Below are 26,521 nucleotides of genomic sequence, written 5' to 3'. Positions count from 1 at the left end.
ATTTAAGTAATCAGTAAATGCAAACAGTACACCCGACACAACAAAGGTCACGTGTATCAGCACTTTCCAGAGTAATTCATCATTTGAATGAGATGCAGAGCTTATAAACACCTTTAGTAGCTCAACGGCTGAAATGGCGACTATTGCACTAATCAGTTTCATTTTTAAACCAGAAAACCCTACTTTTCCCATCCATACGGGACGGTCCTCATGATTTTCGATATTAAGCTTAGAGACAAAGTTTTCGTAGCCACTGAATATAATAATTAATAAAAGTCCAGCTAACAAAGCGGTATCAACCAAAGTTAATATACCCACCAACAACTCTTGATTACTGGCAGTAAACGTTGCGATCCCCATCAAATACAGCTGTTTAAAAAATTTTATTAGTAATAAAACCACAGCAAATAGTAAACCGACAAAAAATGGGGCTAATAACCAGCGTCCTTTGAATATAAACGACTCAAGAGCATGCTCTACTTTATGAACAGGTTGTATTTTTTTATTTATATTATTTGTATCTGGCTCTGGCATAAGAACACCTAAAAATTAAAACGCGACATTAGCCTAAATTTAGCTGTAACACAATTAGTTAAGGTTAAACACTTTTACGTGATACGCTCATCTTGACGATAAAAATATTTCGTTTCCCTTTATTTTATATTCGATTAAAAATCAATATACCAACAGAGATGTTCTGGCTTGGTTACACTTGTTTTATGTAGGCATTGTATGAATACATAACTCGATTGTTACTCCATTTTTAGGAATAAGAAAATGAATAAAGCATTACTCGCGTTAATCGTTGCACCATTTTTCGTTTTATCTGCTGCTAATGCAGTGGCAAACGATGCTACAGACGCTTCAACTGAGACGATTCAAGAATTCACAGAAATGTGTGTTAGTTGGGCTAAAGAAGACGACGTAAGCAATGAAGAGCTTTATAACTATGTTTTAAAGTGTGTGAATGATGAACTAACATCTGAAGGCTATAACAAAGTCACTGCTGTTAAGATTTAATGAATAATTGAGTGAATTGAACCTAAATTGGTTACATTTTTTAATCCTGTAAAGTAAAAAATCAGATTAGAAATGCCATTGCGATAGGTTTGATTTGACAAAAAAACCGGAACTGTCACAGGCTGTGCGTTCCGGTTTTTTATTACTTAAAGCGGTGAATAATTAATTATTTATCGTCTTTTTTTACTTTTGCTTTCGCTTTACTTTTAGCAGGCGCTTTTTTAGCGGCGGCTTTCTTTTTAGGCGCGGCTTTTTTCTTAGCCTCTTCTACCCATTTGCCACCTTCGTAGTGTGCCGTCCAACCAGTTGCTTTGCCATCAACCTCAGTCATTACATACTGTGATTTATTCTTACGACTGTAACGCACAACAGCAAGATTACCATCAGGATCTTTAGCTGGTGCATCAGCTAGGTAGTAAAACTTAGGCGAAATACGATCTCTAAAACGCTGTAACTCTTCTACTTTGGGGGCGCGTGTTTCTCGTGATTTAGGGAACGTATTTGCTGCTAAGAAAATACCTGCAGCACCGTCACGTAATACAAAATAGGCTTCAGACTTTTCACATTCTAATTCAGGAATATGAACGGGATCTTCTTTTGGTGGCGCGGCTTCGCCATTTTTTAATAACTTACGGGTATTTTTACACTCGTCATTGTTACAGCCAAAATACTTACCAAATCGACCTGATTTTAATTCCATATCAGCGCCACATTTATCACATTCAATAATAGGGCCGTCGTAACCTTTAATTTTAAACGTACCCTCTTCAACCACATGCCCATGACACGCTGGGTTATTACCACACACGTGTAGTTTACGGGTTTCATCGATAAGGTATGAATCCATCGCTGTTTCACAAATTGGACAACGCTTCATTTGCATTAATGTTTCTGTTTCAACGTCTTCAACATCAGCTGCAACCGCTTCATCACCCGACACTAAGTTCATAGTGGTAGTACAGCGCTCTTTAGGTGGCAGGTTATAACCAGTACATCCTAAGAATACGCCCGTTGAAGCAGTACGAATACCCATTTTTCTGCCACACGTTGGGCAGTCAATGTCGGTTTCTACCATTTGATTAAGACGCATACCGCCTTCATCGGGTTCACCTTTGGCAATATTCAATTGCGTTGAAAAATCAGCGTAAAACTTATCGAGAACTTGCGTCCAAACACGCTCACCTTCGGCGATATCATCTAAACGGCCTTCCATTTTAGCGGTAAAATCGAAGTTCATTAAATCGGTAAAGTTTTCAACAAGGCGATCGGTGACAATCTCCCCCATTTTTTCAGCGAAAAAGCGACGATTCTCTACTCGTACATAACCACGGTCTTGTATCGTTGATATAATAGAAGCATACGTGGAAGGACGACCAATCCCACGTTTCTCAAGCTCTTTAACTAAGCTTGCTTCACTAAAACGAGCCGGTGGCTTAGTAAAGTGCTGCTTAGGATCAAGCTCAACTAACGTGAGCACCTCGCCTTGCTTAACAGCAGGCAGCGATTGATCTTCTTCATTCTTTTTACGTACTGCCGGTTGCACTTTAGTCCAACCATCAAAGCGAAGCACACGCCCTTTTGCCTTTAATGTAAAATCATTGGCGGCAACGGTTAATGTAGTTAAGTCGTACTCAGCAGGCACCATTTGACAGGCCACAAACTGACGCCAAATAAGCTCATAAAGCTTTTTCGCATCGGCATCCACACCTTCAACATGCCCAGAAAGCACTGATACGCTAGAAGGACGAATCGCTTCGTGCGCCTCTTGTGCATTACCTTTAGAGCTATAGTTAATCGGATCAGCAGGTAAATACTTGGCACCAAACTCATTGGTTACGTATTCGCGACACATTTCAACCGCATCTTTCGATAAATTAGTTGAATCGGTACGCATATAAGTAATATAACCCCCCTCGTATAAACGCTGGGCAAGCATCATGGTCTTTTTAACGCCATAACCTAATCGGGTACTTGCTGCTTGTTGCATTGTTGAAGTAATAAATGGCGCACTTGGACGGCTCTTACTTGGTTTCTCTTCAACGCTGACAACTTTATATTCGGCATTCTCAAGGCTTTTAACTGCTGCACTAGCCTGAGCTTCATTTACTGGCTTAAATGGCTTGTCTGCTTGTTTAGTGACTTCTAAACGTAGGTCAGACTCGCTATTTTTAACATCGGCATGAATGTCCCAAAATTCTTCAGGAATAAATGCTTTAATTTCACGTTCGCGTTCAACTAATAAACGCACTGCAACAGATTGCACTCGTCCTGCCGATAAACCTCGTGCAACTTTAGCCCACAATAAAGGCGAAACCATAAAACCTACAACACGGTCTAGGAAACGACGGGTCTGCTGTGCATAAACCATATCGGTGTTCAATTCACCCGGAGTTTCAAACGCTTGTTGAATTGCATTTTTAGTGATTTCGTTAAACACAACGCGCTTATACTTTTCAGGCTCACCGCCTATCAGCTCTTGAAGGTGCCAAGCAATTGCTTCCCCTTCTCTATCCAAATCCGTTGCGAGATAGATTTGATCAGCATTTTGGGCAAGCTTTTGTAATTCTTGAACAACCTTTTCTTTACCCGGCAATACTTCGTAATGTGGTTCCCACCCTTTTTCAGGATCGATGCCCATACGCGCGACTAAGTTAGAATAGTCACGTTGCTGTTTATACGCTGCTTTCTCATCAGGTGGCATTTTACGAACCTCAGCAGGTGTTTTGCTTGCTGGTACTTTGTTTTTGCCCGATCCTGATGTAGGTAAATCTCGTACGTGTCCAATACTGGACTTAACGATAAAATCATTACCTAAGTATTTATTAATTGTTTTAGCCTTAGCAGGTGACTCTACAATTACTAGCGATTTGCCCATAGTTGCCTATTTCTAACCTAGTTTTTTAAATGTGTTTAGCCGACTCATGCGGCGCGAATATTTATAGGTATATCTACAAACACTAGTTCTTACAAGCTTTTAATACAAACTTTTCAGTATTTACTGAATAAACAAACAATTTCTGTTGTTAATTTAAACAAACCAGCGTTTTTTGAATAATTGATGTGGAATATATAGAATAGAAACAAAAATGCCAACCTTATTGGTTGGCATTTAGCTGATTAAATATTATTTGTCGTCAAATATGGCTATCCCTTTTTTGACAGTTTTAGTCACTCCAGTCTGAGTGGTGAACTCAAATGTAACAGATAAAACACCATCCACTTTATCGTTACCTTCAGCTTCACGTGATATTCGCACATCAGAATACATTGGTTTATCTCTATTGGTATTTGGTATCACATCATTTGTTTCAATAATAGATAAATCACCATTAGAGGTTGAAAGAGTCACTGTCGTCCCGGCAGGTAAAGGGTTACCAAATTCATCGGTGTAATGTATGCGGATACCAATACCAGTCAACCCTATATCAATTGTTGCGGGTATAGTTAGATCTGAACCATCATATGCTGGATTAGCAACATTCTCAGCCGATAAATCAATTGAGTTTACATCACAACGATTGTTTGTGTCAGATATCTCAAATACACCAGCAAAAGTGCTTGAACAATCAGCGGGAACAAAAACCTGATAAGGGACAGGTAAAAGCTCCGTCGTTTTTAGCACTGAGAATCTGAGGTATGGGTCGTCTCCTGACATAACAAGCTCAAAGTTTTTTCTAACTTCAATTAATTCACGAGAACACTCATCAATAGCTTCTGCAGCCGCACTACACAATAAACCATTGTATTTTCCATCGGCGCTATCATAGATGCCATTGTTGTTCAGATCACGCCATGTTTCATCATGTCCACCTCTTGAATTTAGTTCGGAACATGCATCTGTTGCTGGATCGTTCGCATCACCACAGTTTGCCTTATCAAATGCAGCATTTTCATTGTGATCAATAAACGCCTCAGGCAAGTCATAGCTTGCATAATATTCGCCGATATCAAATAGCCCATTGCGACGTTGAACATCGGTAGTTGACTGTTCATCAACAAAGTTTTCTTGGCCTTTAGTAATAGCTAGAATACTCACGCGCGCCCCCATAACAACCCCATCTGGGTCATTTTTAGCACGCTTAATTCCGTTAATACACGGTGCAGCCAAGCCAAAATATGGGTCACAGTTTACATCACCAGTTTTGGGGTTTACCCCTTCGGTTGTAGTAGGATCACCGTCAATTTCACCTATCCGGTTACCCCATTTTTTATCATAAAATGGGCGTTCACCTTGCGATCGCCAAGTGACTGTACATGTTGCATTTGTGGTTTTACATGTCTCTTCTCGGTTAGCGGTACCTATAACACCTGCCTCAGCTAAGATAGTCGATTCAACACCATCACCATTGTAGTTATTAAATTGATCACCAAAGTAAACCGATATGTTAGTTGTTACTCCGTTATAATTAAGCGAATTTGTATTGTAAGTAACAGGGCTTGCGTCAAAACTATTTTGATCAGTAACACCTGATGCTAACGTTAATTGAGAAGATACTGAGCTAATTTGCTCTGATAACGGAACTAAACTGAGAGTTCCAGTTGGACAACGAGCATTTAACGGGTTAGTTTGACAAAAATCGAATTCATCAACCCAACAAGTTAAATCATCACCAGCAGGGAGACTGTCTAAGTCTTCTTTTGGTATAAAACATGCCTTAACTACCAATGGGCCAGGTACAATTCCTGATGTAACCGTTGTTTGTACAAAGCCACTGCTATCAGTACTTGCACTAGAAGATGTTAATTTTGCTAAGCCTGTTGAATCAGTTAATTTGAAGTCTATACGCTGCTGGGTTGCTGCAATACCATCGGCATCTAACAATTTGAATCTTACGATTGATTGAGTTGGTGCACCACCTTCACCTGGTGGAAGCGCAATAAACGTTTCACTTACATCAACAAATTGAATTGATTGAACGGCTGACGTTTCAACTGGAATAATAGTTGATTCAGTGAAGTTCTTTCCACCCGTTTCAACGGTAATATTTATATCATCATCGATACCACAACCTGTTGCTCGGTATGTTGAGGTTGCAATACCACCTGAAGATTTAACAGAGGCATCTATTACAGATTGGTTGCTACTAACACAGGTAGAAGTAAACTCTACATCAGTAGGTGTTAAGTATAGATTGCCATCCTCATCGCGAAGCGTGACTTCAATAACGGTACTTCCACCTGCTTTTAGTGGGATTATATTGCCGTTACTGTCGGTATTTAATCCATTGTCAACTTCAAGTGTTAAATCGGCAATACCAACAGCAAAATTGGTAGCACCGCTGATACCTAAAGCAGATACTGAAATAGTGCCCGCCCCACCTGTATTACCAGGCTGTAATTTTAGCAAGGCAATACCAAAATTATCTGTCAAAGACGTACCTGATGAGGGTAAAACAGAGCCAAGATTAGTTTGCGTATTAACGAGCGCATTTTTTACGCCTACACCGTTTTGCTCATCAATTACTTCAATAAACACTTCACCAAGTTCTGATGAAGAAATCGTATTGGTAACAGTACATCCTGTATTTGGATCTGTTGGATCTAACGCTATATTATTTCGATTACTATCCCAACCAGCATTACATCCCGTTAATAAACTTACTGAAAGTGAGTATTGGGCAAGATCGGTCGGTGCAGAATCACCTGAAGAATAAAAGACACCTGTGTTACTCAGCTGCTGTGAATTAGCTTGAGCATAAGTTGCAACAACTTGCCCTGCCCCTTTAAAGTTACCACTTGAAAGTGTTACACGCGCTTCACCAGCAGTATTTGTAATAGCCGTTCCAAGCTCTGGGGTAATTTTACCCGTAAAGTTTGTTTTAAATGTAATTAGCTCCTCGCTAAGCGCAACACCATCTTTTTTCAAAGTAGCTACAACCGTTCCCGGGTTGATAGACGTGACAGGGTTTGCTTCGGTAAACTTTTCACCCATTTTATCTGTAATAGTCACTGATAAAGTAGTTGAACCAGAAATGCCTGAGTCTCCGCCTTGGCCACCCGTTGATTGAAATGCGAACGACGCTTCGTAACTATCACCATCAAGAGTGTAAGTAGCGGTGACAACTCCAGCACCAGCATCTGTTCCTGCCCCTAACTCTACAGTGGCAACACCATCGGTTTGAGTCAATGCTGAAAGCGGTGATAATTCTCCAATTTCATCTACTAGTGAAAAAGTAATACGTTCACCCGCTACGATAGCATCATCTTTTTTCAAAGTAGCTTTTATATCTAAAGGAGATTCGGCTGTAACTTCGTTAGATTGTGTTCCATCAAGTTGTGTATAGCCTTTAATCGTTAAGATGTATGAAGGTGTATCAGGTGTTGTTCCACCATTGTTACCACCGACGCTGCCCTCTTTCTCAAGTGAGCCACCACCGCCACAAGCGATGAGTAATGAGCTGAGCAATATAATGCTGAGCAAACGGGTTAAAGGCATAGGTTTCTCCACTGGACAGTTACTAAGTTAAACTTATTTACTTAATGTTAACCTATAACTTAGTCTAAAATCTCAGATTTTTACTCTTTTTTGCGATAAAAATTTTTAAAAAGTTGACGTTTTTTCTGTAAAAAAAATTACATGCTGTTAGTCTATGCCAAATTTATAAAAAATAGATTGGAAATATGTCTAAAATCCGTTCAATGAGTTTAACCACTCGCATCATGATTGGTATGGTGCTTGGTGTTGCAGTAGGCTTTATATTTCAGGCTATATTAGCTGGTGAAGACGATTACCTAATCCCTCTTGGGTTATTCTCTTTGCCAATTAAAGCTTTTTTTGTTGATGGCCTATTTCATGTAGGTGGGCAAATATTTATAGCTAGTTTAAAAATGCTAGTTGTTCCCTTGGTATTTGTATCTCTTGTGTGTGGTACTTGTAGTTTAAGCGATCCTAAAAAATTGGGCCGTTTAGGTGGAAAGTCGATTGGTTTATATCTGGTGACCACAGCAATTGCTATTACAGTGGCAATTACATTAGCGCTATTATTTAACCCAGGTGAAGGTATTGGTTTACCCTCTCAAGCAAGCTACGACGCAAAAGAAGCGCCTACTTTAGCTCGTGTTATCATTGATATGTTCCCTACCAACCCATTTGAAGCAATGGCAAAAGGAAACATGCTACAAGTTATTGTGTTTGCTTTGTTATTTGGTATTGCAATGGCGCTTAGCGGTAAAGCTGGTAAACGTGTAGCAACGGTATTTGAAGACTTAAACACGGTTATCTTAAAACTAGTTACTTTGCTAATGAATATTGCTCCTTACGGTGTATTCTTCCTAATGGCTAAGTTATTTACGACTATTGAACTTAACTTAATTGTAAGCTTAGCTAAGTACTTTGGCGTCGTTGTTTTAGCCCTGTTATTGCATGCATTCGTAAACTACACACTGCTGTTAAAAGTGCTGACTGGATTAAACCCACTTACTTTCTTAGCTAAAATGAAGCACACCTGTTTATTTGCTTTTAGCACCTCAAGTTCAAGCGCTACGATGCCTATCACACTTGAAACTGCGACTAAGAAGCTCGGTGCTAATAACTCAGTGGCCTCATTTACTATTCCATTAGGCGCAACCATTAATATGGATGGCACTGCAATTATGCAAGGTGTCGCTACGGTATTTATTGCTCAAGTATTTAGTGTTGATTTAACTATTTCTGATTACTTAATGGTGATACTAACGGCAACGCTTGCCTCGGTTGGCACAGCAGGTGTTCCTGGCGTTGGCTTGATAATGCTGGCTATGGTATTAAACCAAGTAGGCCTACCTGTTGAAGGCATAGCAATTATAATAGGTGTTGATAGACTGCTTGATATGACCCGCACCGCAGTAAATGTAACCGGTGACTGTATGGTAACTTGTGTTGTCGCTAAAAGTGAGGGTGAACTAGATGAAAATATCTTTAACGACCCAAATGCAGCTAAAGATTTAGAAGACTATCACAAGTCAATTGACTAACAGCTTCTATCGTTAGTTATAAAAAAAGCCTTGCTTACTTTTTAAGTAACAAGGCTTTTTTATTGTCTATAAGCTATCAAAGTATTAAGGGTTTAACGCCTTGAATTTTGACATTAAGCTCACACCTGCTTTATTCACGCTATGGCTAAGTCCTATTGCAAACTTATCACTTAGCCCTTTTTTAATTTTGTATTGCACCTTGTATATCTGATGCTGATGTTGCTGCTCTAATAAGGCATCATCACTGGTTTTAATGGTATCAACTAACCCTTTCTCAATAGCTTGTGTTGCAAACCAGTGCTCACCCGTGGCTACTAAATCCATATTCAAACTTGGGCGCTGCGTGCTAACAAAGGTTTTAAATAACACATGGGTTTGCTCTATCTCTTCGCGGAATTTTTCGCGGGCTTTATCTGTATTTTCACCAAAGAGTGTGAGTGTACGTTTAAATTCGCCCGCCGTAATTTGTTCAAAATCTACGTCATTCTTCTTTAAAATTTTATTAAAGTTTGGAATTTGTGCAATCACACCGATAGAGCCAACAATTGCAAACGGTGCGGCAATAATATGATCTGCAACACAAGCCATCATGTAACCACCACTGGCGGCGACTTTGTCTATCGATACTGTTAACTCAATACCAGCTGACTTAAACCGTTGTAGTTGTGATGCAGCTAACCCATAACCATGTACCACGCCACCACCACTTTCAAGGCGAACTAACACCTTATCTTTTTCGGGATCCGCGATTGAAATAATCGCAGTCACTTCTTCACGTAAACTCTCTACTTCATGTGCATCCATACTACCATTAAAATCAATAACGTAGAGTCGTGATTTAGGGGCTTCTTTTTCAGCTTTTTTTTGTTCTACTTTTTGTTGTTTTTGATAGGCTTTTAACTCTTTTTTACCTAGCGTATTATTTAAAAAACTTTCTTTTATATTGGTAAGTTGCTCTGATAAGTCATCTATTTCTATCTCACCTTTTTTTGCTTTTGGCTTAACAGCCGAGCTTACAATTAAGGTTAAAATAACAGCGATAGCAATAACAAAGGTAATGGTTTTAGCAAAAAACAAACCGTACTCGTATAAAAATTCCAACAGTGTTCTCCATTTATAAATTTCAGCCAATTTAGCATGCTTTAAAAATAAAAAAAAGCCACTATACAGTGGCTTTTAGTACTTAATTGAATGGTTGATTATTAATTCGTCACAATCTCAGTGTTTTGCACCATTAAAAGGCGACCTCTTGAAGCTAGGTAAGTAGCAACCTGCAATTGCATTTCAGCATTCGCAGCTGCACTACCCGCAACTGTAGACGACTCACCTTCATCTTGTGCTGGCGTTAATATTGACCCATGATGACCTTGAGTAAATTTAACTAAATAGCTAGAGCCCATTTCTGTTGGCGCTTGAGTGGTACTCACCGTGTCTAACCCCATAAAGTTAGCCAAAGGGACGGTACCTGCAATTGGGTTATTGGCAGTCATCGGCGGAATAACTTGATCTGGCTTGTTATTATCTGTGCCATCACCTACCACTACGTTCATGTATACAGGTGTTTCTAGTGCTTTAACCGTTGCTGCATAGTTGGTTGGGTCGCCACTATCTAATGCTGTTTGAGCTGCAAATACAAACTGCGTCATCACGCCCTTGATATTAGCAAGTTTATCAGTTTCTCCCGCCATCGTTAGCGATGTTGCAAACTCATTAAAACCACAGCTTAAGAAGTCCTGCATATCCGGTAACAAAGCGCCACAGTTTGATAGCGCACCAGCGTTTAAGAATGCATTAAATTCGTCTGATTCAGCAGTACCTGCTTGAGAAAGTACAGAGCCTTGAATAAATGGACCGAATGCAGCGGATTCTAGTAAGAAGCTTGCAATACCGCCACCACCACTTGCTAATGCTACAGCGTTAACCTTAAATAATGGGTCTACTTGGTCGGCCAATGGGCTATTAGTTTGTGCAATAAACGCAGGCGCTACAATTGATCCCAGAGAGTGTCCAATGTAAGACACATCTTGTGAATTCATTGCGCTATCACCGCTGAAGTTTAGACCTAAACGTAAACCAAGTAAGTCAGCACTTGACTGGCGTAGGCTATCTCTAGCTACTAATAATGAGCTCAAGTTCATGTAACTAAGTACAGAGCCTGTCGTTGCGTTAAAGTCATCGTTGCCATCAACATCAACATCTACACCACGTTCTCCATGGCGAGGATGGTCAATTGCAACCGTAGCAAAACCTTGCAGTGAAAGCTGCGCTGTTAGCGTTAGCATGCTTTCTTTTTGTGTGGTAATACCATGTTGCATAATAACGACTGGCCAACCACCTGCTGGCATAGCTGCAAAAGGCTCTAAACCTAAGCCTGAACGGTACGCATTAACGACCGGTAAAATAGGTTTAGTAATTTGCACTGGCACATTAGCCATACTCTGCATTTTAGGAATAGAATTATACTTCGTTAGGTGACGCGTACTGTCTAAACCTAGATCACGAAGCTGTCCACCACTTAAAGCGGCACATGTTGCATCGTTTACACTTATAGGATCAGTAGGGAATGCTTCACCAGCTTGAGCTTTATACCCTAAAATAGCGACAGCGTTATCACACATACCTTGCCAGTAGGTATCATTTAAATCACTGATCTCTTTACCTGTAGGCGTACCTAAATACATAGGTAGCTGAATGCTGCCCTTTTGATACTGTGCTACTTGGAATACGTCAGGCACCGTTATGCCTTGTAATGCAAAAGCTTGTTGTACGTTAGCCATAGGCTGAGTTGGAATTTGCAACGCAGGCGTTGGAATTGTTGGCTCTGTTAAGCTTGCTGCTAAAATCTTTTTAATCGTGCCAAGCACTGGTCCTGCTGATTGCATAGTCATGGCAGCAGAAAAAATAATATCGTCTTTTGTGATATCGCCTGAGCTAACCACTACATTTTCGTAACTATTAACTGCACCTTGTAGCGCAAGTTGTGATGGCGTCACTAAAGGGGCTTCTTGTTTAACTGTTGCATAGGTAGATGAAGGCTCAATTGCACGCCCTTCTGAATCTTTTAGCCCAGTCGTTAATACATTAATATATGAGCTACCTGCTTTAAATGGTTTAAGTGGAATAATGGCCACCGCATCGCCTGAAGCTTGGGTCACAAAATCAACACCAAAGGTTAATTCGCCCACTAATTTACATGCAGCACCGGCTGGTGCTTGTGAACATTCGGCATCTGTTAAGCTTGCACCCATTATAACTTCAAAAATACGAACAGAACCTGGGGTGCCCGCTGATGTAGCATCTAGGCTTACATTAGGTGGAAAAGTTAAATCAATTTTAAATGGAACTTGGGTAGACCAACCATCAAGCGCGCCTAAGGCTAATTGTGGATCGGCATAGGCTGCGCGAGGGATTGAAACGTTTTCGTCATTTAATTCCCCAGGAATATTCAATGTGCCATCGCGCGTACCGCTCATTAATAAGTCATTAGGAACCGAAATTACACCGTTAGCAGGGTCAAATTTTACCGTAGCTTTTGGAATAACTGTAACCGAGTCATTTTTTACATCTTCTAACGTTTCTCCGCCGCCACAGCCTGCTAGAGCAGCTGCAACAGAGAGCGAGAGTAGCATTTTTTTCATATTGTTCTCCGCACAAATCTTATTTTTATAGTGTGTTTATAGTCAGTGTAATTAAGTTAAAACAATGTAACCAGTATATTAATGAGACATTAGACCAGTTAAACTTAACGTAAAGTTTCTAGTTTCGCCACCTATATTTGCAATAAATTCGATTACTTGTCGATTTGCTATGTTAAAATCAAAAAAATCTAAACATTGGTACTTTTATGCATACCTATCAAGCAACTGAAAACGCACTCAAAGACAAAGTGATTTTGATCACAGGCGCAGGTGATGGTATTGGCCGTGTCGCAGCTATTACCTATGCTAAACATGGTGCAACCGTTATTTTATTAGGAAAAACAACTAATAAACTAGAATGTGTATATGACGAAATCGTCAATGCAGGCTACCCGCAGCCAGCTATTGTGCCTATGGACTTAAAAGGTGCAACCAAGCAGAACTATCGTGATTTAGCCGCAACTATCGAAAGTCAGTTTGGTCGCTTAGATGGGTTATTAAATAATGCGGGTATTTTAGGTACTTTAGGCCCATTGGAACATTTTTGTTCATCAACATTTGAAAACGTCATGAAAGTAAACGTGACGGCACAAGCCATGATCACAAAAGCATTGTTTCCTGTTATGCGCAAATCAAAGAGTGCCTCAGTGGTATTTACTTCTTCGGGTGTTGGTCGTAAAGGAAGAGAGTTTTGGGGACCATACGCTATTTCTAAATTTGCGGTAGAAGGTATGATGCAAACGTGGGCGTGTGAAGTCGAAAAAACGCCAATTCGTGTTAACTGTATCAACCCAGGCGCAACGCGCACATCAATGCGAGCAAGTGCCTTCCCGGGCGAAGACCGAGATTTACTTGCGACTCCTGAAGATCTAATGCCAACATACCTGTATTTAATGAGCGATGACTCGGCAGATATCAATGGCCAATCTTTGGATGCACAAGCTAAAAAATAACGCTTAGTTATTTAAATATGTTAAAAAGCCGCTATTAAAGCGGCTTTTTGTTTTTCATAATGATTTAACCAAAATCTCGCTTACTTGCGTTTAGTCGGTTTTACACGTTGGTTGTGCTTTTTAACTGCTTTACGAATTTGATTTATTTTCGCGCGCTTATCTTTACGCTTTTCAGGGATAACCGACAGCTTAGTTTGCGTTTCTTTACCAAGTTTAACTGTTTTACGTAAATAGTTAACTGTATCCAAATCGTACTCAATCCAGCCACCCTGTGGTACACGCTTATCAAGCTCTAATTTACCGTAACGAATACGAATAAGACGTGATACTTCCACATCTTGTGATTGCCATAAACGACGAACTTCACGGTTACGGCCTTCGTTAAGTGTTACGTTGTACCAACGGTTAATGCCTTCACCGCCCATAGGCTTAATACCGGTAAATTTAGCCGGACCATCTTCAAGCTCTACACCACGAAGTAAGTTTTTCATTGTTTCGTCAGTCACTTCACCAAATACACGTGCTGAATATTCGCGTTCAACCTCGTAACTTGGGTGCATCAAACGATTTGCTAATTCACCGTCATTGGTAAAAAGCATCAACCCTGACGTATTCACATCTAATCGCCCTACCGCTATCCAACGATCGCCATCTATGCGTGGCAAACGGTCAAATACAGTTCGACGACCTTCTGGATCTTTACGGGTACTTAGTTCGCCCTCTGGCTTGTTGTACATAATTACGCGACAAATTCTGTCAGCTTTTTCTTCAATTTTAACAGTGTGACCGTCAACACGAATTAAATCAGTTTCTTCAACCCTGTCGCCTAATTTTGCTACTTTACCGTTTACACTCACGCGATTAGCGTCAATGTATTTTTCCATTTCGCGGCGTGAACCTACCCCTGCGCGGGCTAGGACTTTTTGTAACTTTTCACCTTGTATACTCATTTGGATGGTTCTCTCACAGAAGGATCACTTAATAACTGGGTAATTTTACTTTGCTGTTGCTCTGGCAATGCGGGTAAATCATGAAGTCCGGTTATCGAAAAATAATCTAAAAATTGTTTAGTCGTTGCATAAAGTGCCGGTTTACCGGGTACTTCTTTATGCCCAACTACTTTAACCCACTCTCTTTCAAGCAGAGTTTTAATAATATTTGAGCCAGTTGCTACGCCCCGCACTTGCTCAATTTCACCACGGGTAATGGGTTGCTTATATGCAATTAGCGACAGGGTTTCGAGTAAGGCTCGAGAGTACTTAGGGGCACGTTCTTGCCATAAATTACTCAGCCATGGGCTTAAACTACTACACGCTTGAAAACGATAACCACTGCCTACCTCAACTAAACGTATTCCACGCGTTTGATAGTGAACTTGAATGGCCTCTACAGCATCATTAATGCGCGCCATAGAAATTGCTAAGTCGTTTAAAACCGTGTCCTTAAGATGACGTTTTGATACGGGCTTATCTGCCACAAAAATCGCCGCTTCAATGATTTCAATTAATTGTTCATCACTAATTCGCCGACCTACCATAATCACTCTTAAGTTAATAAAAACACACAGCCATCTATTATGACAGAACAACCGCAAACTAGGAAAACATATTGTGTAAATAACTCAATAATGGATGAAACATACGCTATTAGAGCACCATTAAAATATTAAATACCCACAGTTTGTATTAAACCAAGATGCACTCTAACTTTTAGCAACTTCACTCTTTTTACTTCAGCAAAACATTATAATCTCAGCGCAAAAAGCCCAGCATAGGCTGGGCTTCAGTCAGTGTATCTAACACTTAAATTTAGATTGCAGCGTTTTGGTAACGCTTAACGAAGTCAGTAACGTTTTGGCCATTACACTTTAATGTGTTTAGGTTACCAATTTGCTTACGTACTGGTTGTAAGCCTTGCTTTAATGCAGTTATACATAACTGTGTTTCTTGATGTGTATCTTTTGCAAATATTTCAACTTTTGATGCTGCAGGTTGTACTGCAGTTTGCTCTTTTGCAATATCGCGAATGTCTTGACCGTTACATAGGATACTTTTTGAATAACGAGATAAGTATATACCATGCTTTGCTGCCATTTTACGTGCAGCTGAAAAACCTTCATTGGCGCTTACTACACATAAGTTTGACTCTAATTTTTTGTCTTTGCTGTAATACGCATTGCTTTGTGCAGAAGCGGTAACAGAAACAAAAAGAGAGGCAGCTAAAAGTAATTGAGTTTTCATCAGGTAGTCCTATTTGAACGAGTTAAACAAACGATTTTTGCGCATTATATAGACAACTTTTAACATATCAATTGAATATTTTATTTATTTTATTATTTAATAATGCATTTACAATGTTTAAACATTAAACAGTAATTGATCAACAATTGTGCAGTTATTTTCTCATTTCAGTCATGTTATGTCGCTCTAAATGCTGATACAATTTGACGAATAGAAAAAATAAATTTGAAGGTTAACTTTATGAAAGTGATTTCTTTTAATATCAATGGTCTGCGTGCTCGACTACACCAGCTACAAGCTATTATTGATAAACACCAACCAGATATTATTGGTCTTCAAGAGATCAAGGTACATGATGAAGCGTTTCCGCTAGACGATGTACAAAAGATGGGTTACCACGTTTATTTTCATGGGCAAAAAGCGCATTACGGTGTGGCAATGTTATGCAAAAAAGAGCCTAAATCGGTATTAAAAGGCTTCACTACTGACACCGATGACTCGCAAAAGCGTATGATTAGCGTCACTGTAGAACAAGAAAATGGCCGTGACCTACATGTAATGAATGGTTATTTCCCTCAAGGCGACAACATTAATCACGAAACCAAGTTCCCGTACAAGCGTCAATTTTATCAAGATTTAATGACTCACCTAAATAGCCATTTCACCCCTGATCAAGATGTAATTGTCATGGGAGACATAAATATCTCACCAACCGATTTAGATATTGGTATTGGCGAGGTAAACGCAAAACGTTGGTTAAAAACGGGGAAATGTTCATTTCAACCCGTTGAACGCGAGTGGCTTGCTACCCTATTAAACTGGGGTTTCAAAGACACCTTCAGAGAACAAAATCCAGAAACTAACGACCAATACTCTTGGTTTGACTATCGTTCAAAAGGGTTTGTTGATAACCGCGGTCTTCGAATTGATGTGGTACTGGCAACGCACGACTTAGCAGCTCGCTGTATCGACACTGGTATAGATTACGAATTACGTGCTATTGATAAACCGTCAGATCATGCGCCTATTTGGTCAGAGTTTAATTAACGATTATGTTGAGCGCGCAATTACAAGGGTTACTGTGGATTGTTGTCATCGTTATCGGCTTTTTAAGCGTTAACAAATCAACATACAGTAATTTATTTAATACCCCAGCAAGACAATCAGGTGTGTTTGCCTGTGCACTGGTTCTCGCTTTGTTATGGCGTATAAAGGCCGGTATTTTACCCGGTCTCGATCTGCATATTTTAGGCATTACCGCAGTTACCCTAACATTAGGTTGGCGTCTTGCTATATTAAGTTGTGTACTCGCAACAGCGCTTTTAACTGCTTTTGGACAAATAACACCTGAATTAGTCGCGTTAAAACTCATTATTAGTGCCTTTATACCGGTGTTATTCACCTATTTAGTTTTTATTGTCTGTTATCACTATTTAGCACGGCATTTTTTTATCTATATATTTGTTTGTAGCTTTTTAACGGCAGGTGTTGTTGCCTGCGTTAACATTATACTCGGTGGTGCTTTTTATTATGCAATAGGTGAATACAGTTGGCATCAGCTGAGCGAGAATTATATTTACCTAAGTCCTATTTTGGCCTTTCCTGAAGCTATGCTAAACGGTATGGCAATCACTGTACTGATCACCTATCGCCCACATTGGGTAAAAACTTTTTTTGATAAGGACTATTTAGGCTCATGAGTCTTCATTACCATTGCCCTATTTGTAAACAGCCACTAGCGCTCAATGATAAAACATTACGATGCGATAATAATCACAGCTTCGATTTTGCCAAAGAAGGCTACGTAAACTTACTCCCTGTGCAAAACAAAAATTCTAAACAGCCTGGCGATTCGTTAGAAATGGTACAGGCTAGGCGCTCATTTTTAGAACAAGGTTATTATGGCTTTTTACAAACGGCTTTAGCCAATATCGTTAAGCCACTTAATGCTGAAATAGTGATTGATTTGGGGTGTGGTGAAGGGTTTTATACTCATGCTATTGCCAACAGCAGCCAAGCCAGCGTATATGGTGTTGATATATCAAAGTCGGCAGTAAAGTATGCTGCAAAACGTTACAAACAATGCCATTTTAGCGTTGCTTCAATCAGCCAAGCGCCTTTTGATGATCAGCTTGCTGACGTATTAGTTAGTGTGTTTGCGCCTTTATTTGACAGTGAACTTGCGCGTCTGATTAAAAATAACGGTCGCTTAATTGTGGCAAGCCCAGGCCCAACGCATTTGAAAGAATTAAAAGATTATATTTATAGCAACGTAAACGAACACACTGAAATAGCAGCACCTGCGGGCTTTGAAAATACATCGCAACAATTAATCACAGAGCAGGTATCGCTTAGATTTAACGATGTTAAAAACTTAATTATGATGACACCATTTGCGTGGAAGTTCAGGCCAGAACATTGGCAAGCACTTGAGCAAAAACAACAGCATAGCGTCACATTGTCATTTTATGTCACGCAATTTACTAAAACTGCTCTTTAGTAAACGTTTTATCCATTTTATCGAACATATCTTTTAGTAATTCGGCAAGCTCCAAATAGCGGGGCTTGTTTTTCCCCATTTGCGCGTCATAACCGTTAGCAACCATTTTTGCAAATAACTCGTTATACCATTGCAGCATAGCGGGCTCTAATTCAGTTTGTGCACGTTTACCCAACCATAAAAGCCCTTGCAATGGCAACGAGATAAAAAACAGACTACTGGCAATCGCTTGGGGCAGAAAATCCGAGCCTAAATAATTAATCTGAAAAAACAGGGTCAGCATGGCTAATATTGGCATTACTGTAATCGCAAGCTCAGTGGCTCTGATCACTTTAAATTCTGCAAATAATGGCGCAACCTCTTTACGCATTGGCCACGTTTTAGCATAAGAACGCCCTAATTGAACTTGCGACATCACACTTTTTTGCATTAATAAATCCTCACCGTCACGGTTTGTAACACTTCAACAAACGTAATACTTATAAAAGTGTAACACAATTATAGCTGCTTTCACTTTATCGGTAAAAATGCTTAATTTCATAAGTAAAACTCACAAAAAGCATAAATTATCGAAAGAATTTCACAAAGCCCTTTCAATAAAGTCAACTACACTTTAGTCTACACTCATTTGAGCCTACAGGGCTTATACATCAACCAAGTGTACTGATTAATACTTAAATGGAAAATGAATCTATGCCAACACTCCCAAATAATCCAAACCATGTTTTGGTACTCAATTGTGGAAGCTCAAGTCTGAAGTTTGCGATTATTGATGCAAACACAGGAAACGACATTATTTCAGGTTTAGCTGAGCGCCTAGGTGATGATGCTCCCTCAATCAAATATAAGTTTAAGGGAGAAAAAACCACTATCAAGCTTGCTGCTAATCAAGCACATGCTCATGCAATTGATACGCTGGTTGATTTAATAAAAGATCACAACCTAGACGAGCAATTAGTGGCAGTGGGTCATCGTGTAGTTCATGGCGGCGAGCATTTTACCCAATCTGTGTTAATCGACGAAAGCGTCATTGCAGGTATTACCCAAGCAGCCACATTAGCTCCTTTACATGGCCATGCTAATTTACTGGGTATTTCATCTGCACAAGCATCATTTAAAAATTTACCGCAAATAGCCGTGTTTGATACCGCATTTCATCAGACCATGGGTGAAGTTGCTTACCTATATGCTCTGCCTTATAAGCTTTATAAAGACTTTGGGGTTAGACGCTATGGATTTCATGGCACTAGCCATTTTTATGTAGCAGGTCAAACCGCTAAAATGTTGTCTATACCTGTTGAAGAAAGTAACTTTATTAGCGCCCACTTAGGCAATGGCTGCTCTGTGTGTGCGATCAAAAATGGTAAAAGTGTCGATACCAGCATGGGCTTAACCCCGCTTGAAGGACTTGTGATGGGTACCCGTTGTGGCGACATTGACCCAGGGCTATTTAACTTTTTAACTACGCAGCTTGATTACACTTCGCAGCAAATTGATGACCTGCTAAATCAAAAAAGTGGCTTATTAGGAATAAGCGAGCTATCAAACGATTGCCGTACTATTGAAGAGGCTGCCATTGCTGGCAACTCGCAAGCCATGCTGGCACTTAATATGTTTTGCTACCGCTTAGCAAAACAAATAGCCGCCTATATGGTACCGCTGCAAAAATTAGATGCGCTTATTTTTACCGGTGGGATTGGCGAGAATTCCGATATCATTCGCGAAAAAGTACTCACACAGTTAGCCTTTTTAGGTATCAATTTAGACCCTCAAGCAAACCTTGATGCACGGTTTGGCCAAGCTGGATTAATTAGTACCACCAATTCAACAAGCAAAGCGGTGGTTATGCCAACCAACGAAGAATGGGTTATTGCACTTGATGCCGCAAACATCAGCAAGGAGTTATAATATGGCTCGTCGTATTATGTTGGTTCCTATCTCTACAGGGGTAGGTTTAACCTCAGTATCAGTTGGTTTAGTAAGAGCACTGGAACAAAAGACGGTTAAAGTTAATTTTTTTAAACCTATCGCCCAACCGCGCGCAGGCGAAACTGGCCCTGAAAAGTCTACTCAAATTGTCACTCAAGGCTCACCAATTAACCCGCCAACACCGTTTGCACTCGATTACGCAGAGCAAATGATTGGCGATGGTAAAGGTGATGATTTATTAGAGGAAATTGTTGAGCGTTTTCAAAGTAAAATAAACGATGATGAAGTGGCCATAATCGAAGGAATGGTGCCTACTCGTCGCCAACCTTATGCGGGTCGCATAAACCGTGAAATTGCACAAACCTTAGGGGCCGATATTGTATTTGTGCTTACTCCTGGAAATTACAGTATTACGCAAATTGAAGATCGCCTTGAAATTGCTGCCGGAAATTACGGTGGCATAGATCACCCTCGTGTTCTGGGTTGTATTTTCAACAAAGTAAATGCCCCTCTAGATGAAGAAGGTCGCGCTCGCGCTGATTTAGTCGATACTTACAGGCCAGAAGCACTTGATAACGAGCTTAATCGCCTAGCCTCTTTACCTATTTTTAGAAAAAATCCTTTTATGTTACTTGGCGCAATTCCATGGGACTTTGAGCTAGTAGCGCCGCGCGTTAAAGATTTAAGTGCTTATTTAAAAGCCACTATTATTAACGAAGGCGATATGGTGCACCGTCGTCTTAGACGCATTACTTTTTGTGCACGCACAGTATCAAATATTCTAAATTACTTTACTCCAGGTGCATTGCTGGTTACCCCAGGTGATCGTTCAGATATACTGGTTGCAGCCTGTTTGTCTGCTATGAACGGTACCAAACTAGGTGCTATTTTGCTCACAGGTGGCTTTGAGCCTGAGCCGCGTATTATGGCGTTGTGCGAACAGGCCATGCAAACAGGTCTGCCTATTTTAGCAACCGAAGGCGATACTTGGCGTACCTCATTATTGCTGCATAACTTTAACCTAGAAGTGCCAAGCGATGATGAACAACGCATTGAAAAAGTAAAAGATCATAATGCAGAATATATAGATTCTGATTGGTTAGACAGCTTAGCTAAAAGTGTTGGGAAAACGCGTAAACTATCTCCTCCTGCTTTTAGATACTTATTAACTGAAAAAGCTCGCAAAGCCGATAAAACAATTGTACTACCTGAAGGTAACGAACCCAGAACCATTAAAGCAGCCGCTATTTGTGGCCAGCGCGGCATTGCTAAAACTATTTTATTGGGTGACCGTGATGAAATATTACGTATTGCAGAGCAACAAGGCATTGAGCTTAACGATCATGTAACTGTAATTGAGCCAAGCAGTATCATAAATGATTACGTAGCACCTATGGTGGAAATTCGTAAAAATAAGGGTCTTACCGAAGTAGTCGCCCAAGAGCAGCTTCAAGATCATGTGGTACTTGGTACTATGATGCTAGAGCAAGGTAAAGTCGATGGCCTGGTATCAGGTGCGGTAAACACCACTGCCAATACCATTCGCCCACCGTTACAGTTAATTAAAACCGCGCCAGGTTCATCATTAGTGTCATCTGTATTCTTTATGCTATTGCCTGATCAGGTTTTGGTTTATGGTGATTGCGCTATTAATCCCGATCCTAATGCCGAACAACTGGCCGACATTGCAATTCAATCTGCCGACTCAGCAGCGGCATTTGGCATTGAGCCTCGCGTAGCCATGATAAGTTACAGTACGGGTGATTCAGGCAGTGGGGCTGATGTAGAAAAAGTGCGAGCGGCAACTAAGCTTGCCCAGCAAAAGCGCCCTGATCTAATTATAGATGGGCCACTACAGTACGATGCGGCAATTATGGAAAGTGTAGCAATTAAAAAAGCACCAAACAGCCCTGTTGCGGGCAAAGCAACGGTGTTTATATTCCCTGATTTAAATACCGGCAACACCACGTATAAAGCGGTACAACGAAGCGCTGATTTAATCAGTATCGGTCCTATGTTACAAGGGATGCGTAAACCGGTTAACGACTTAAGCCGTGGCGCATTAGTCGATGACATAGTGTACACCATTGCTTTGACAGCCATACAAGCAGCACAAGTTGAGGCACTTAATTAACCCCTTTCATTTACATGTGCCTTTTATAGCCTAGCCAATTTTTAATTAATTATTAATAGGTTAGGCTATTTATACCTTACAACCCCCAAGCTTATCCACAGAAATTGTGGACAATTATTTTTTAATTATTAAAAACTTTAGCAACGGCTAAGTTTGAGCCTTTAATTTAGATTCAATACTCTATACTATAAAGCTATTATATTGCTGCTAGCGATGGGTTTTATGTCAAAACAAACACTACAACTACACAGTACTGTTTTATCAATTCATAGTTTAGCGCTTGATGCTGACATTCCCCCTGCACTGTTAAAACAACCATTGTTTTTTATTTCAAAAACGCACGATGAACTGTCGGTTGTCTGCCCTGATGAGTTTATAATTGACAGCCAAGATACAGAGTCAAATTGGCAAGCACTGGAAGTAATTGGCCCCTTAGGGTTTTCGTTAACCGGTATCATGGCAAATATTTCAGGGGTGTTAGCAAGAGCTGGCGTGTCAATTTTTTCAATTTCAACCTATGACACCGACTATATTTTAGTAAAAAAGCAAACAGTCAACAAAGCGATGGCTGCTCTTAGAGCCGATGGCTACAATGTGGTAACTTAATTAATAATGAAATCTGAAGACGTTAGCTATTTAACTAAAAATAAAATTGGCCGAAGCGCGATACAAATAACTAGCCCATTCAGTGGCAAAGTTATGCAGATGGACGCCCACCCTGAAGCTTTTTTCCGCTTTGGAACTTTGGGGCCTGGGATTATTGTCAGCTTAACCAGCCATAAAGTGTTAGCGCCATTTAATGGCACTTTATTGCAAGTTAAAAGCGGCGGGTGCGAATTTATTCTAAAAGCTAAAAATGGCTTAAAAGTATTAATAAACTTAGCCGTACCTGATTCTCAAACTCTCACACATACTCATATTGCTCAGCTTAATGGCAGCAAAATAACCAAAGGCCAACGGCTTGCTTATTTTGATTTGCGTGAACTCGATGCGCCTATTTTAGCCAGCCTTATCATACTCAATGGCCACGATTTAGGCACTTTTCATTATTCTCACCCGCAGGTCAATGCAGGTGTAGATACCTTATTAACTATTATCAAAAAGAAGTAGATTTATGATCACTCTCTATGGCATTAGCAACTGCGACACTATTAAAAAAGCAAAAAAATACTTAAGCGATAATGACATCGTATTCACTTTTCATGACTATCGTAAAGACGGCGTTAATCACAGTATGGTCAGCGATTTTGCAGAGCATATTGACTGGGAGCAACTTGTTAATAAACGTGGTACAACGTATAGAGCATTGTCAGATGAGCAAAAGCAAAGCTTAACTAAGCAAACTGCTATCGATTTATTGGTTGAACAACCGGCGATAATTAAACGCCCTGTTCTTATTAATAACGGGCAATACCATTTAGGCTTTAAAGCAGCCCAGTACGATGAGATCTTTAAATAATGACTCACCCAGTAATTACCCTAGCCCAAGCTTTAATCCAGCGTGAATCCGTTACCCCTGAAGATGCAGGCTGCCAACATATGATGAATGAGCGTCTAAGCGCAATTGGCTTTGACATCGAATCGCTGTTTTTTACCGACACCCTCAACACTTGGGCACGAAAAGGGTCGCAATCACCACACTTTTGTTTTGCCGGTCATACCGATGTGGTGCCCACTGGGCCTGAAAAAAATTGGCAGCACCCCCCTTTTGCTGGGCTAATTGAAGACGGATTATTACATGGCCGTGGCGCAGCCGACATGAAAGGCTCACTAGCTGCCATGGTTGTAGCAACAGAGCGTTTTGTAACCAAGCACCCTGATCACAAAGGCTCTATCTCGTTTTTGATCACCTCAGATGAAGAGGGCCCTTTTATCAACGGCACTACCCGCGTAATAGATACTTTAGAAGAGCGCGGAGAAAAAATTGATATGTGTCTTGTTGGCGAGCCTTCATCGCGCGATGTGCTCGGAGATGTGGTTAAAAATGGCCGTCGTGGTTCACTCACTGGTTTTTTAACTATAGCCGGTGTACAAGGGCATGTGGCTTACCCACACTTAGCGCAAAACCCAATTCATTTATCCACGCCAGCTTTAACCGAATTAAGCCAAACTGTGTGGGATATGGGTAACGACTTCTTTCCTGCCACCAGCTTTCAAATCTCTAACATTAATGGCGGCACAGGTGCCGGTAATGTGATCCCTGGTGAGCTTGAAGTACAATTTAACTTTAGGTTTAGCACCGAAGTTACTCATCAGCAGCTGCAACAAAAAGTGAACGCGATTTTACAAAAACACAATTTGAATTACGAACTAAATTGGATTGTAAACGGCCTACCGTTTTTAACCGATCACGGTCCGTTAGTTGATGCTACAGTCGCTGCCATTAAATCAGTAACTGGCTTAACCACTAACTTAGAAACAACAGGTGGAACATCAGATGGCCGCTTTATTGCCCAAACAGGCGCTAAAGTAATCGAGCTGGGGCCACGTAACGCCACAATTCATAAAGTGGATGAGTGTGTCAGTACAGACGACCTAATCGCGCTGGCGGATATTTACGAGCAAATATTAGAACAACTGTTAACTTAATGAATGCAAATAAAGAACTCATACAATGCATCACCGGGCAAAGTGATGCACACCTAGTTGCTATACAAAACCATTATTTGCATGCCAATATTGTCAACGACTTTATTGCACTGCAATCAGCGGCCGCATCCGCTGGCTTTGATTTATGTATTGCATCAAGCTTTCGGGATTTTAATCGTCAATCGGCTATTTGGAATGCTAAATTTTCAAATAAGCGCGTGGTGTTAAACAAAGCGCAACAAGCCGTTGAACTAAATTCACTGAGTGATATTGAAAAATGTACCGCCATAATGCTTTACTCTGCACTGCCAGGTGCAAGTCGCCATCATTTAGGCACTGACTTAGATATTTTTGATAAAAGCGCAGTGAGTGACGATTATGAGTTGCAACTAACCCCCGATGAATATCAGCATGGCGGACCTTTTGCCGAACTGAGTCAATGGCTAGACACTCACCTAGCAGAATTTGGATTTTATCGGCCTTATCAGCACGATTTAGGCGGTGTTGCCCCTGAGCTTTGGCATATTAGCCACATTGCGCAGTCAGAGCAGCTTATGAGCCATTTATCACTTGAGGTATTACACAATTGTATTAAAGAGAGTGATTTATTAGGTAAAGACGCTATTTTAACCCACTTACCTGCTTTATATGAGCGCTTTGTGATCAATGTCAGTCCACCAGCTAAGCAGTATTAGTTAGTTTTTTATTTAACGTAAAAACCAATATCGCTAATAAAATGATACTGCTGGAGAGCATAAATTGCAGAGTTAATGTTTCCGATAAAAATACCGCTCCTGCAATAGCCGCCAAAACGGGCACGCATAACTGCACTATAGCTGCATGCGTGCTTTTTAATAATGGCATAGCCACATACCAAATACTGTAACCAACACCCGATGCTATCGCACCTGAGCCGATGGCAAGTAACACCCCTTCCATACGAATATTCTTAAGCTGGCTCATGCCCACCACAATCAAAATAGGTAGCACCAATAAGCTGCGAATAAAGTTATAAGTAGTGGCCCTAAGTGGTGACACACAAGCTTTGCCTCTAATGCTATAAATTCCCCATGCCACGCCACTTATGCTCATTAATAATGCCGCCATTAACGGTGGTGCTGTTTGCGAGGGTAGCATTAAGTAAACAAAAGCCGCAAACGCCACAATAAATGCAAGCCATTGCACAGCAGATAAGCGCTCTTGTTTATATATACCCCAACTAATCATGGTAAATTGCACCGCAGAAAATAAAATAAGCGCGCCCATGCCGGTATCTAGCTCTATATAGGCAACAGAAAAACACAGCGCGTATATCAGCAAGCTCGCACTGCTTCGCCAACTTCCGGTATCATTAATAACGGGGCTACTTAATTGTGCTTTTTTATTTAACTGCCTTGTATAGAGCAGCATAATAATAGCCAAACACACTGCCCCGCTGAGTAGCCGTATAACAGTAAAATTCCACGCATCAATATAACCTTGGGCTAACGCTAAACGACACAATAACGAATTGGCAGCAAAAGCAACTAACGCGATAATAGTAAACAGAGTGGCTTTCAAATGAA

23 protein-coding genes are annotated in these 26,521 nt (G+C 40.4%); 13 read left to right on the top strand and 10 right to left on the bottom strand.

Annotated elements, in window-relative coordinates:
* Window positions 1-534: TIGR00645 family protein (locus P20439_RS10110; RefSeq protein WP_036933550.1), on the bottom strand; the 534-nt coding region annotated here is incomplete at its 3' end.
* Window positions 535-777: 243 nt separating this feature from the next.
* Between P20439_RS10110 and P20439_RS10105 the strand changes: the two genes are divergently transcribed.
* Window positions 778-1,020 (top strand): hypothetical protein, encoded by a 243-nt coding sequence (locus tag P20439_RS10105; protein ID WP_008111436.1) that lies wholly within the window; start codon window positions 778-780, stop codon window positions 1,018-1,020.
* Window positions 1,021-1,186: 166 nt separating this feature from the next.
* On the opposite strand, the gene topA is transcribed toward P20439_RS10105, so the two are convergent.
* Both topA and P20439_RS10095 read right to left on the bottom strand, forming a co-directional pair.
* On the bottom strand, window positions 1,187-3,895 hold the full coding sequence (gene topA / locus P20439_RS10100) for a type I DNA topoisomerase (RefSeq protein WP_008466614.1): 2,709 nt from the start codon (window positions 3,893-3,895) through the stop codon (window positions 1,187-1,189).
* Between the two features lie 249 nt (window positions 3,896-4,144).
* Window positions 4,145-7,456 carry a hypothetical protein gene (locus P20439_RS10095; protein ID WP_008466612.1) on the bottom strand — a complete coding sequence of 1,104 codons (3,312 nt, stop codon included), beginning with the start codon at window positions 7,454-7,456 and terminating at the stop codon, window positions 4,145-4,147.
* A 185-nt stretch (window positions 7,457-7,641) separates the two neighbouring features.
* On the opposite strand from P20439_RS10095, the gene P20439_RS10090 reads away from it, so the two are divergent.
* Window positions 7,642-8,973, top strand: a complete 1,332-nt coding sequence (locus P20439_RS10090; RefSeq protein WP_008466610.1) for a dicarboxylate/amino acid:cation symporter — start codon at window positions 7,642-7,644, stop codon at window positions 8,971-8,973.
* Window positions 8,974-9,057: 84 nt separating this feature from the next.
* On the opposite strand, the gene sohB is transcribed toward P20439_RS10090, so the two are convergent.
* Window positions 9,058-10,074: a protease SohB gene (gene sohB, locus P20439_RS10085; RefSeq protein ID WP_008466608.1), complete on the bottom strand. Its 1,017-nt coding sequence runs from the start codon at window positions 10,072-10,074 to the stop codon at window positions 9,058-9,060.
* 101 nt (window positions 10,075-10,175) lie between these two features.
* Window positions 10,176-12,611, bottom strand: coding sequence for a VolA/Pla-1 family phospholipase (locus tag P20439_RS10080; protein WP_008466606.1), 2,436 nt, complete (start codon window positions 12,609-12,611; stop codon window positions 10,176-10,178).
* A 206-nt stretch (window positions 12,612-12,817) separates the two neighbouring features.
* Between P20439_RS10080 and P20439_RS10075 the strand changes: the two genes are divergently transcribed.
* On the top strand, window positions 12,818-13,564 hold the full coding sequence (locus tag P20439_RS10075; protein ID WP_008110000.1) for a YciK family oxidoreductase: 747 nt from the start codon (window positions 12,818-12,820) through the stop codon (window positions 13,562-13,564).
* An 80-nt stretch (window positions 13,565-13,644) separates the two neighbouring features.
* Here the strand turns inward: P20439_RS10075 and rluB are convergent, their stop codons facing one another.
* The 3 genes from rluB to P20439_RS10060 all read right to left on the bottom strand — a co-directional run bounded on the left by rluB (window position 13,645) and on the right by P20439_RS10060 (window position 15,804).
* The gene (gene rluB, locus P20439_RS10070; RefSeq protein ID WP_008110001.1) at window positions 13,645-14,514 is read right to left on the bottom strand and encodes a 23S rRNA pseudouridine(2605) synthase RluB; all 870 of its coding nucleotides are present in this window, start codon (window positions 14,512-14,514) and stop codon (window positions 13,645-13,647) included.
* Window positions 14,511-15,101: an SMC-Scp complex subunit ScpB gene (scpB, locus tag P20439_RS10065; RefSeq protein ID WP_008110002.1), complete on the bottom strand. Its 591-nt coding sequence runs from the start codon at window positions 15,099-15,101 to the stop codon at window positions 14,511-14,513. The genes rluB and scpB overlap by 4 nt, the downstream gene beginning before the upstream one ends.
* 271 nt (window positions 15,102-15,372) lie before the next feature.
* Window positions 15,373-15,804, bottom strand: coding sequence for a hypothetical protein (locus P20439_RS10060; protein WP_008466604.1), 432 nt, complete (start codon window positions 15,802-15,804; stop codon window positions 15,373-15,375).
* 240 nt (window positions 15,805-16,044) lie between these two features.
* On the opposite strand from P20439_RS10060, the gene xthA reads away from it, so the two are divergent.
* The 3 genes from xthA to rlmA are packed head-to-tail and all read left to right on the top strand — an operon-like array spanning window position 16,045 to window position 18,304.
* Window positions 16,045-16,851 (top strand): exodeoxyribonuclease III, encoded by an 807-nt coding sequence (gene xthA, locus P20439_RS10055; protein ID WP_008110004.1) that lies wholly within the window; start codon window positions 16,045-16,047, stop codon window positions 16,849-16,851.
* 5 nt (window positions 16,852-16,856) lie between these two features.
* Complete coding sequence (locus P20439_RS10050) at window positions 16,857-17,504, top strand: energy-coupling factor ABC transporter permease (RefSeq protein ID WP_008110005.1); 648 nt, start codon at window positions 16,857-16,859, stop codon at window positions 17,502-17,504.
* Window positions 17,501-18,304, top strand: coding sequence for a 23S rRNA (guanine(745)-N(1))-methyltransferase (gene rlmA / locus P20439_RS10045; protein ID WP_008110006.1), 804 nt, complete (start codon window positions 17,501-17,503; stop codon window positions 18,302-18,304). The genes P20439_RS10050 and rlmA overlap by 4 nt, the downstream gene beginning before the upstream one ends.
* Here rlmA and yfbV read toward each other — a convergent pair.
* Window positions 18,288-18,734, bottom strand: a complete 447-nt coding sequence (gene yfbV / locus P20439_RS10040) for a terminus macrodomain insulation protein YfbV (protein WP_008110007.1) — start codon at window positions 18,732-18,734, stop codon at window positions 18,288-18,290. The two genes, rlmA and yfbV, sit on opposite strands and share 17 nt — an antisense overlap.
* Window positions 18,735-18,997: 263 nt before the next feature.
* On the opposite strand from yfbV, the gene P20439_RS10035 reads away from it, so the two are divergent.
* The 7 genes from P20439_RS10035 to P20439_RS10005 all read left to right on the top strand — a co-directional run bounded on the left by P20439_RS10035 (window position 18,998) and on the right by P20439_RS10005 (window position 25,651).
* Window positions 18,998-20,212, top strand: a complete 1,215-nt coding sequence (locus tag P20439_RS10035) for an acetate kinase (RefSeq protein WP_008110008.1) — start codon at window positions 18,998-19,000, stop codon at window positions 20,210-20,212.
* Between the two features lies 1 nt (window position 20,213).
* Window positions 20,214-22,367 carry a phosphate acetyltransferase gene (pta, locus tag P20439_RS10030; RefSeq protein WP_008110009.1) on the top strand — a complete coding sequence of 718 codons (2,154 nt, stop codon included), beginning with the start codon at window positions 20,214-20,216 and terminating at the stop codon, window positions 22,365-22,367.
* Window positions 22,368-22,589: 222 nt separating this feature from the next.
* Entirely contained in the window at window positions 22,590-22,973 is a 384-nt protein-coding gene (locus P20439_RS10025) for an ACT domain-containing protein (RefSeq protein WP_193371759.1), read from the top strand.
* Between the two features lie 6 nt (window positions 22,974-22,979).
* On the top strand, window positions 22,980-23,477 hold the full coding sequence (locus P20439_RS10020) for a PTS glucose transporter subunit IIA (protein ID WP_008110014.1): 498 nt from the start codon (window positions 22,980-22,982) through the stop codon (window positions 23,475-23,477).
* 4 nt (window positions 23,478-23,481) lie between these two features.
* Window positions 23,482-23,826 (top strand): ArsC family reductase, encoded by a 345-nt coding sequence (locus P20439_RS10015; protein ID WP_008110016.1) that lies wholly within the window; start codon window positions 23,482-23,484, stop codon window positions 23,824-23,826.
* Window positions 23,826-24,956 (top strand): succinyl-diaminopimelate desuccinylase, encoded by a 1,131-nt coding sequence (gene dapE, locus P20439_RS10010; protein ID WP_008110018.1) that lies wholly within the window; start codon window positions 23,826-23,828, stop codon window positions 24,954-24,956. The genes P20439_RS10015 and dapE overlap by 1 nt, the downstream gene beginning before the upstream one ends.
* Entirely contained in the window at window positions 24,956-25,651 is a 696-nt protein-coding gene (locus tag P20439_RS10005; protein WP_008110020.1) for a M15 family metallopeptidase, read from the top strand. The genes dapE and P20439_RS10005 overlap by 1 nt, the downstream gene beginning before the upstream one ends.
* Here the strand turns inward: P20439_RS10005 and P20439_RS10000 are convergent.
* Window positions 25,638-26,516 carry a DMT family transporter gene (locus P20439_RS10000; RefSeq protein WP_008466600.1) on the bottom strand — a complete coding sequence of 293 codons (879 nt, stop codon included), beginning with the start codon at window positions 26,514-26,516 and terminating at the stop codon, window positions 25,638-25,640. The genes P20439_RS10005 and P20439_RS10000 overlap by 14 nt on opposite strands.
* Window positions 26,517-26,521 lie beyond the last annotated feature (5 nt).

Source organism: Pseudoalteromonas sp. BSi20439, from assembly GCF_000241165.1.
Classification (GTDB): domain Bacteria; phylum Pseudomonadota; class Gammaproteobacteria; order Enterobacterales; family Alteromonadaceae; genus Pseudoalteromonas.
Note: the sequence above shows the minus strand (reverse complement) of the source record. Positions and strands in the feature narration are given on the sequence as shown.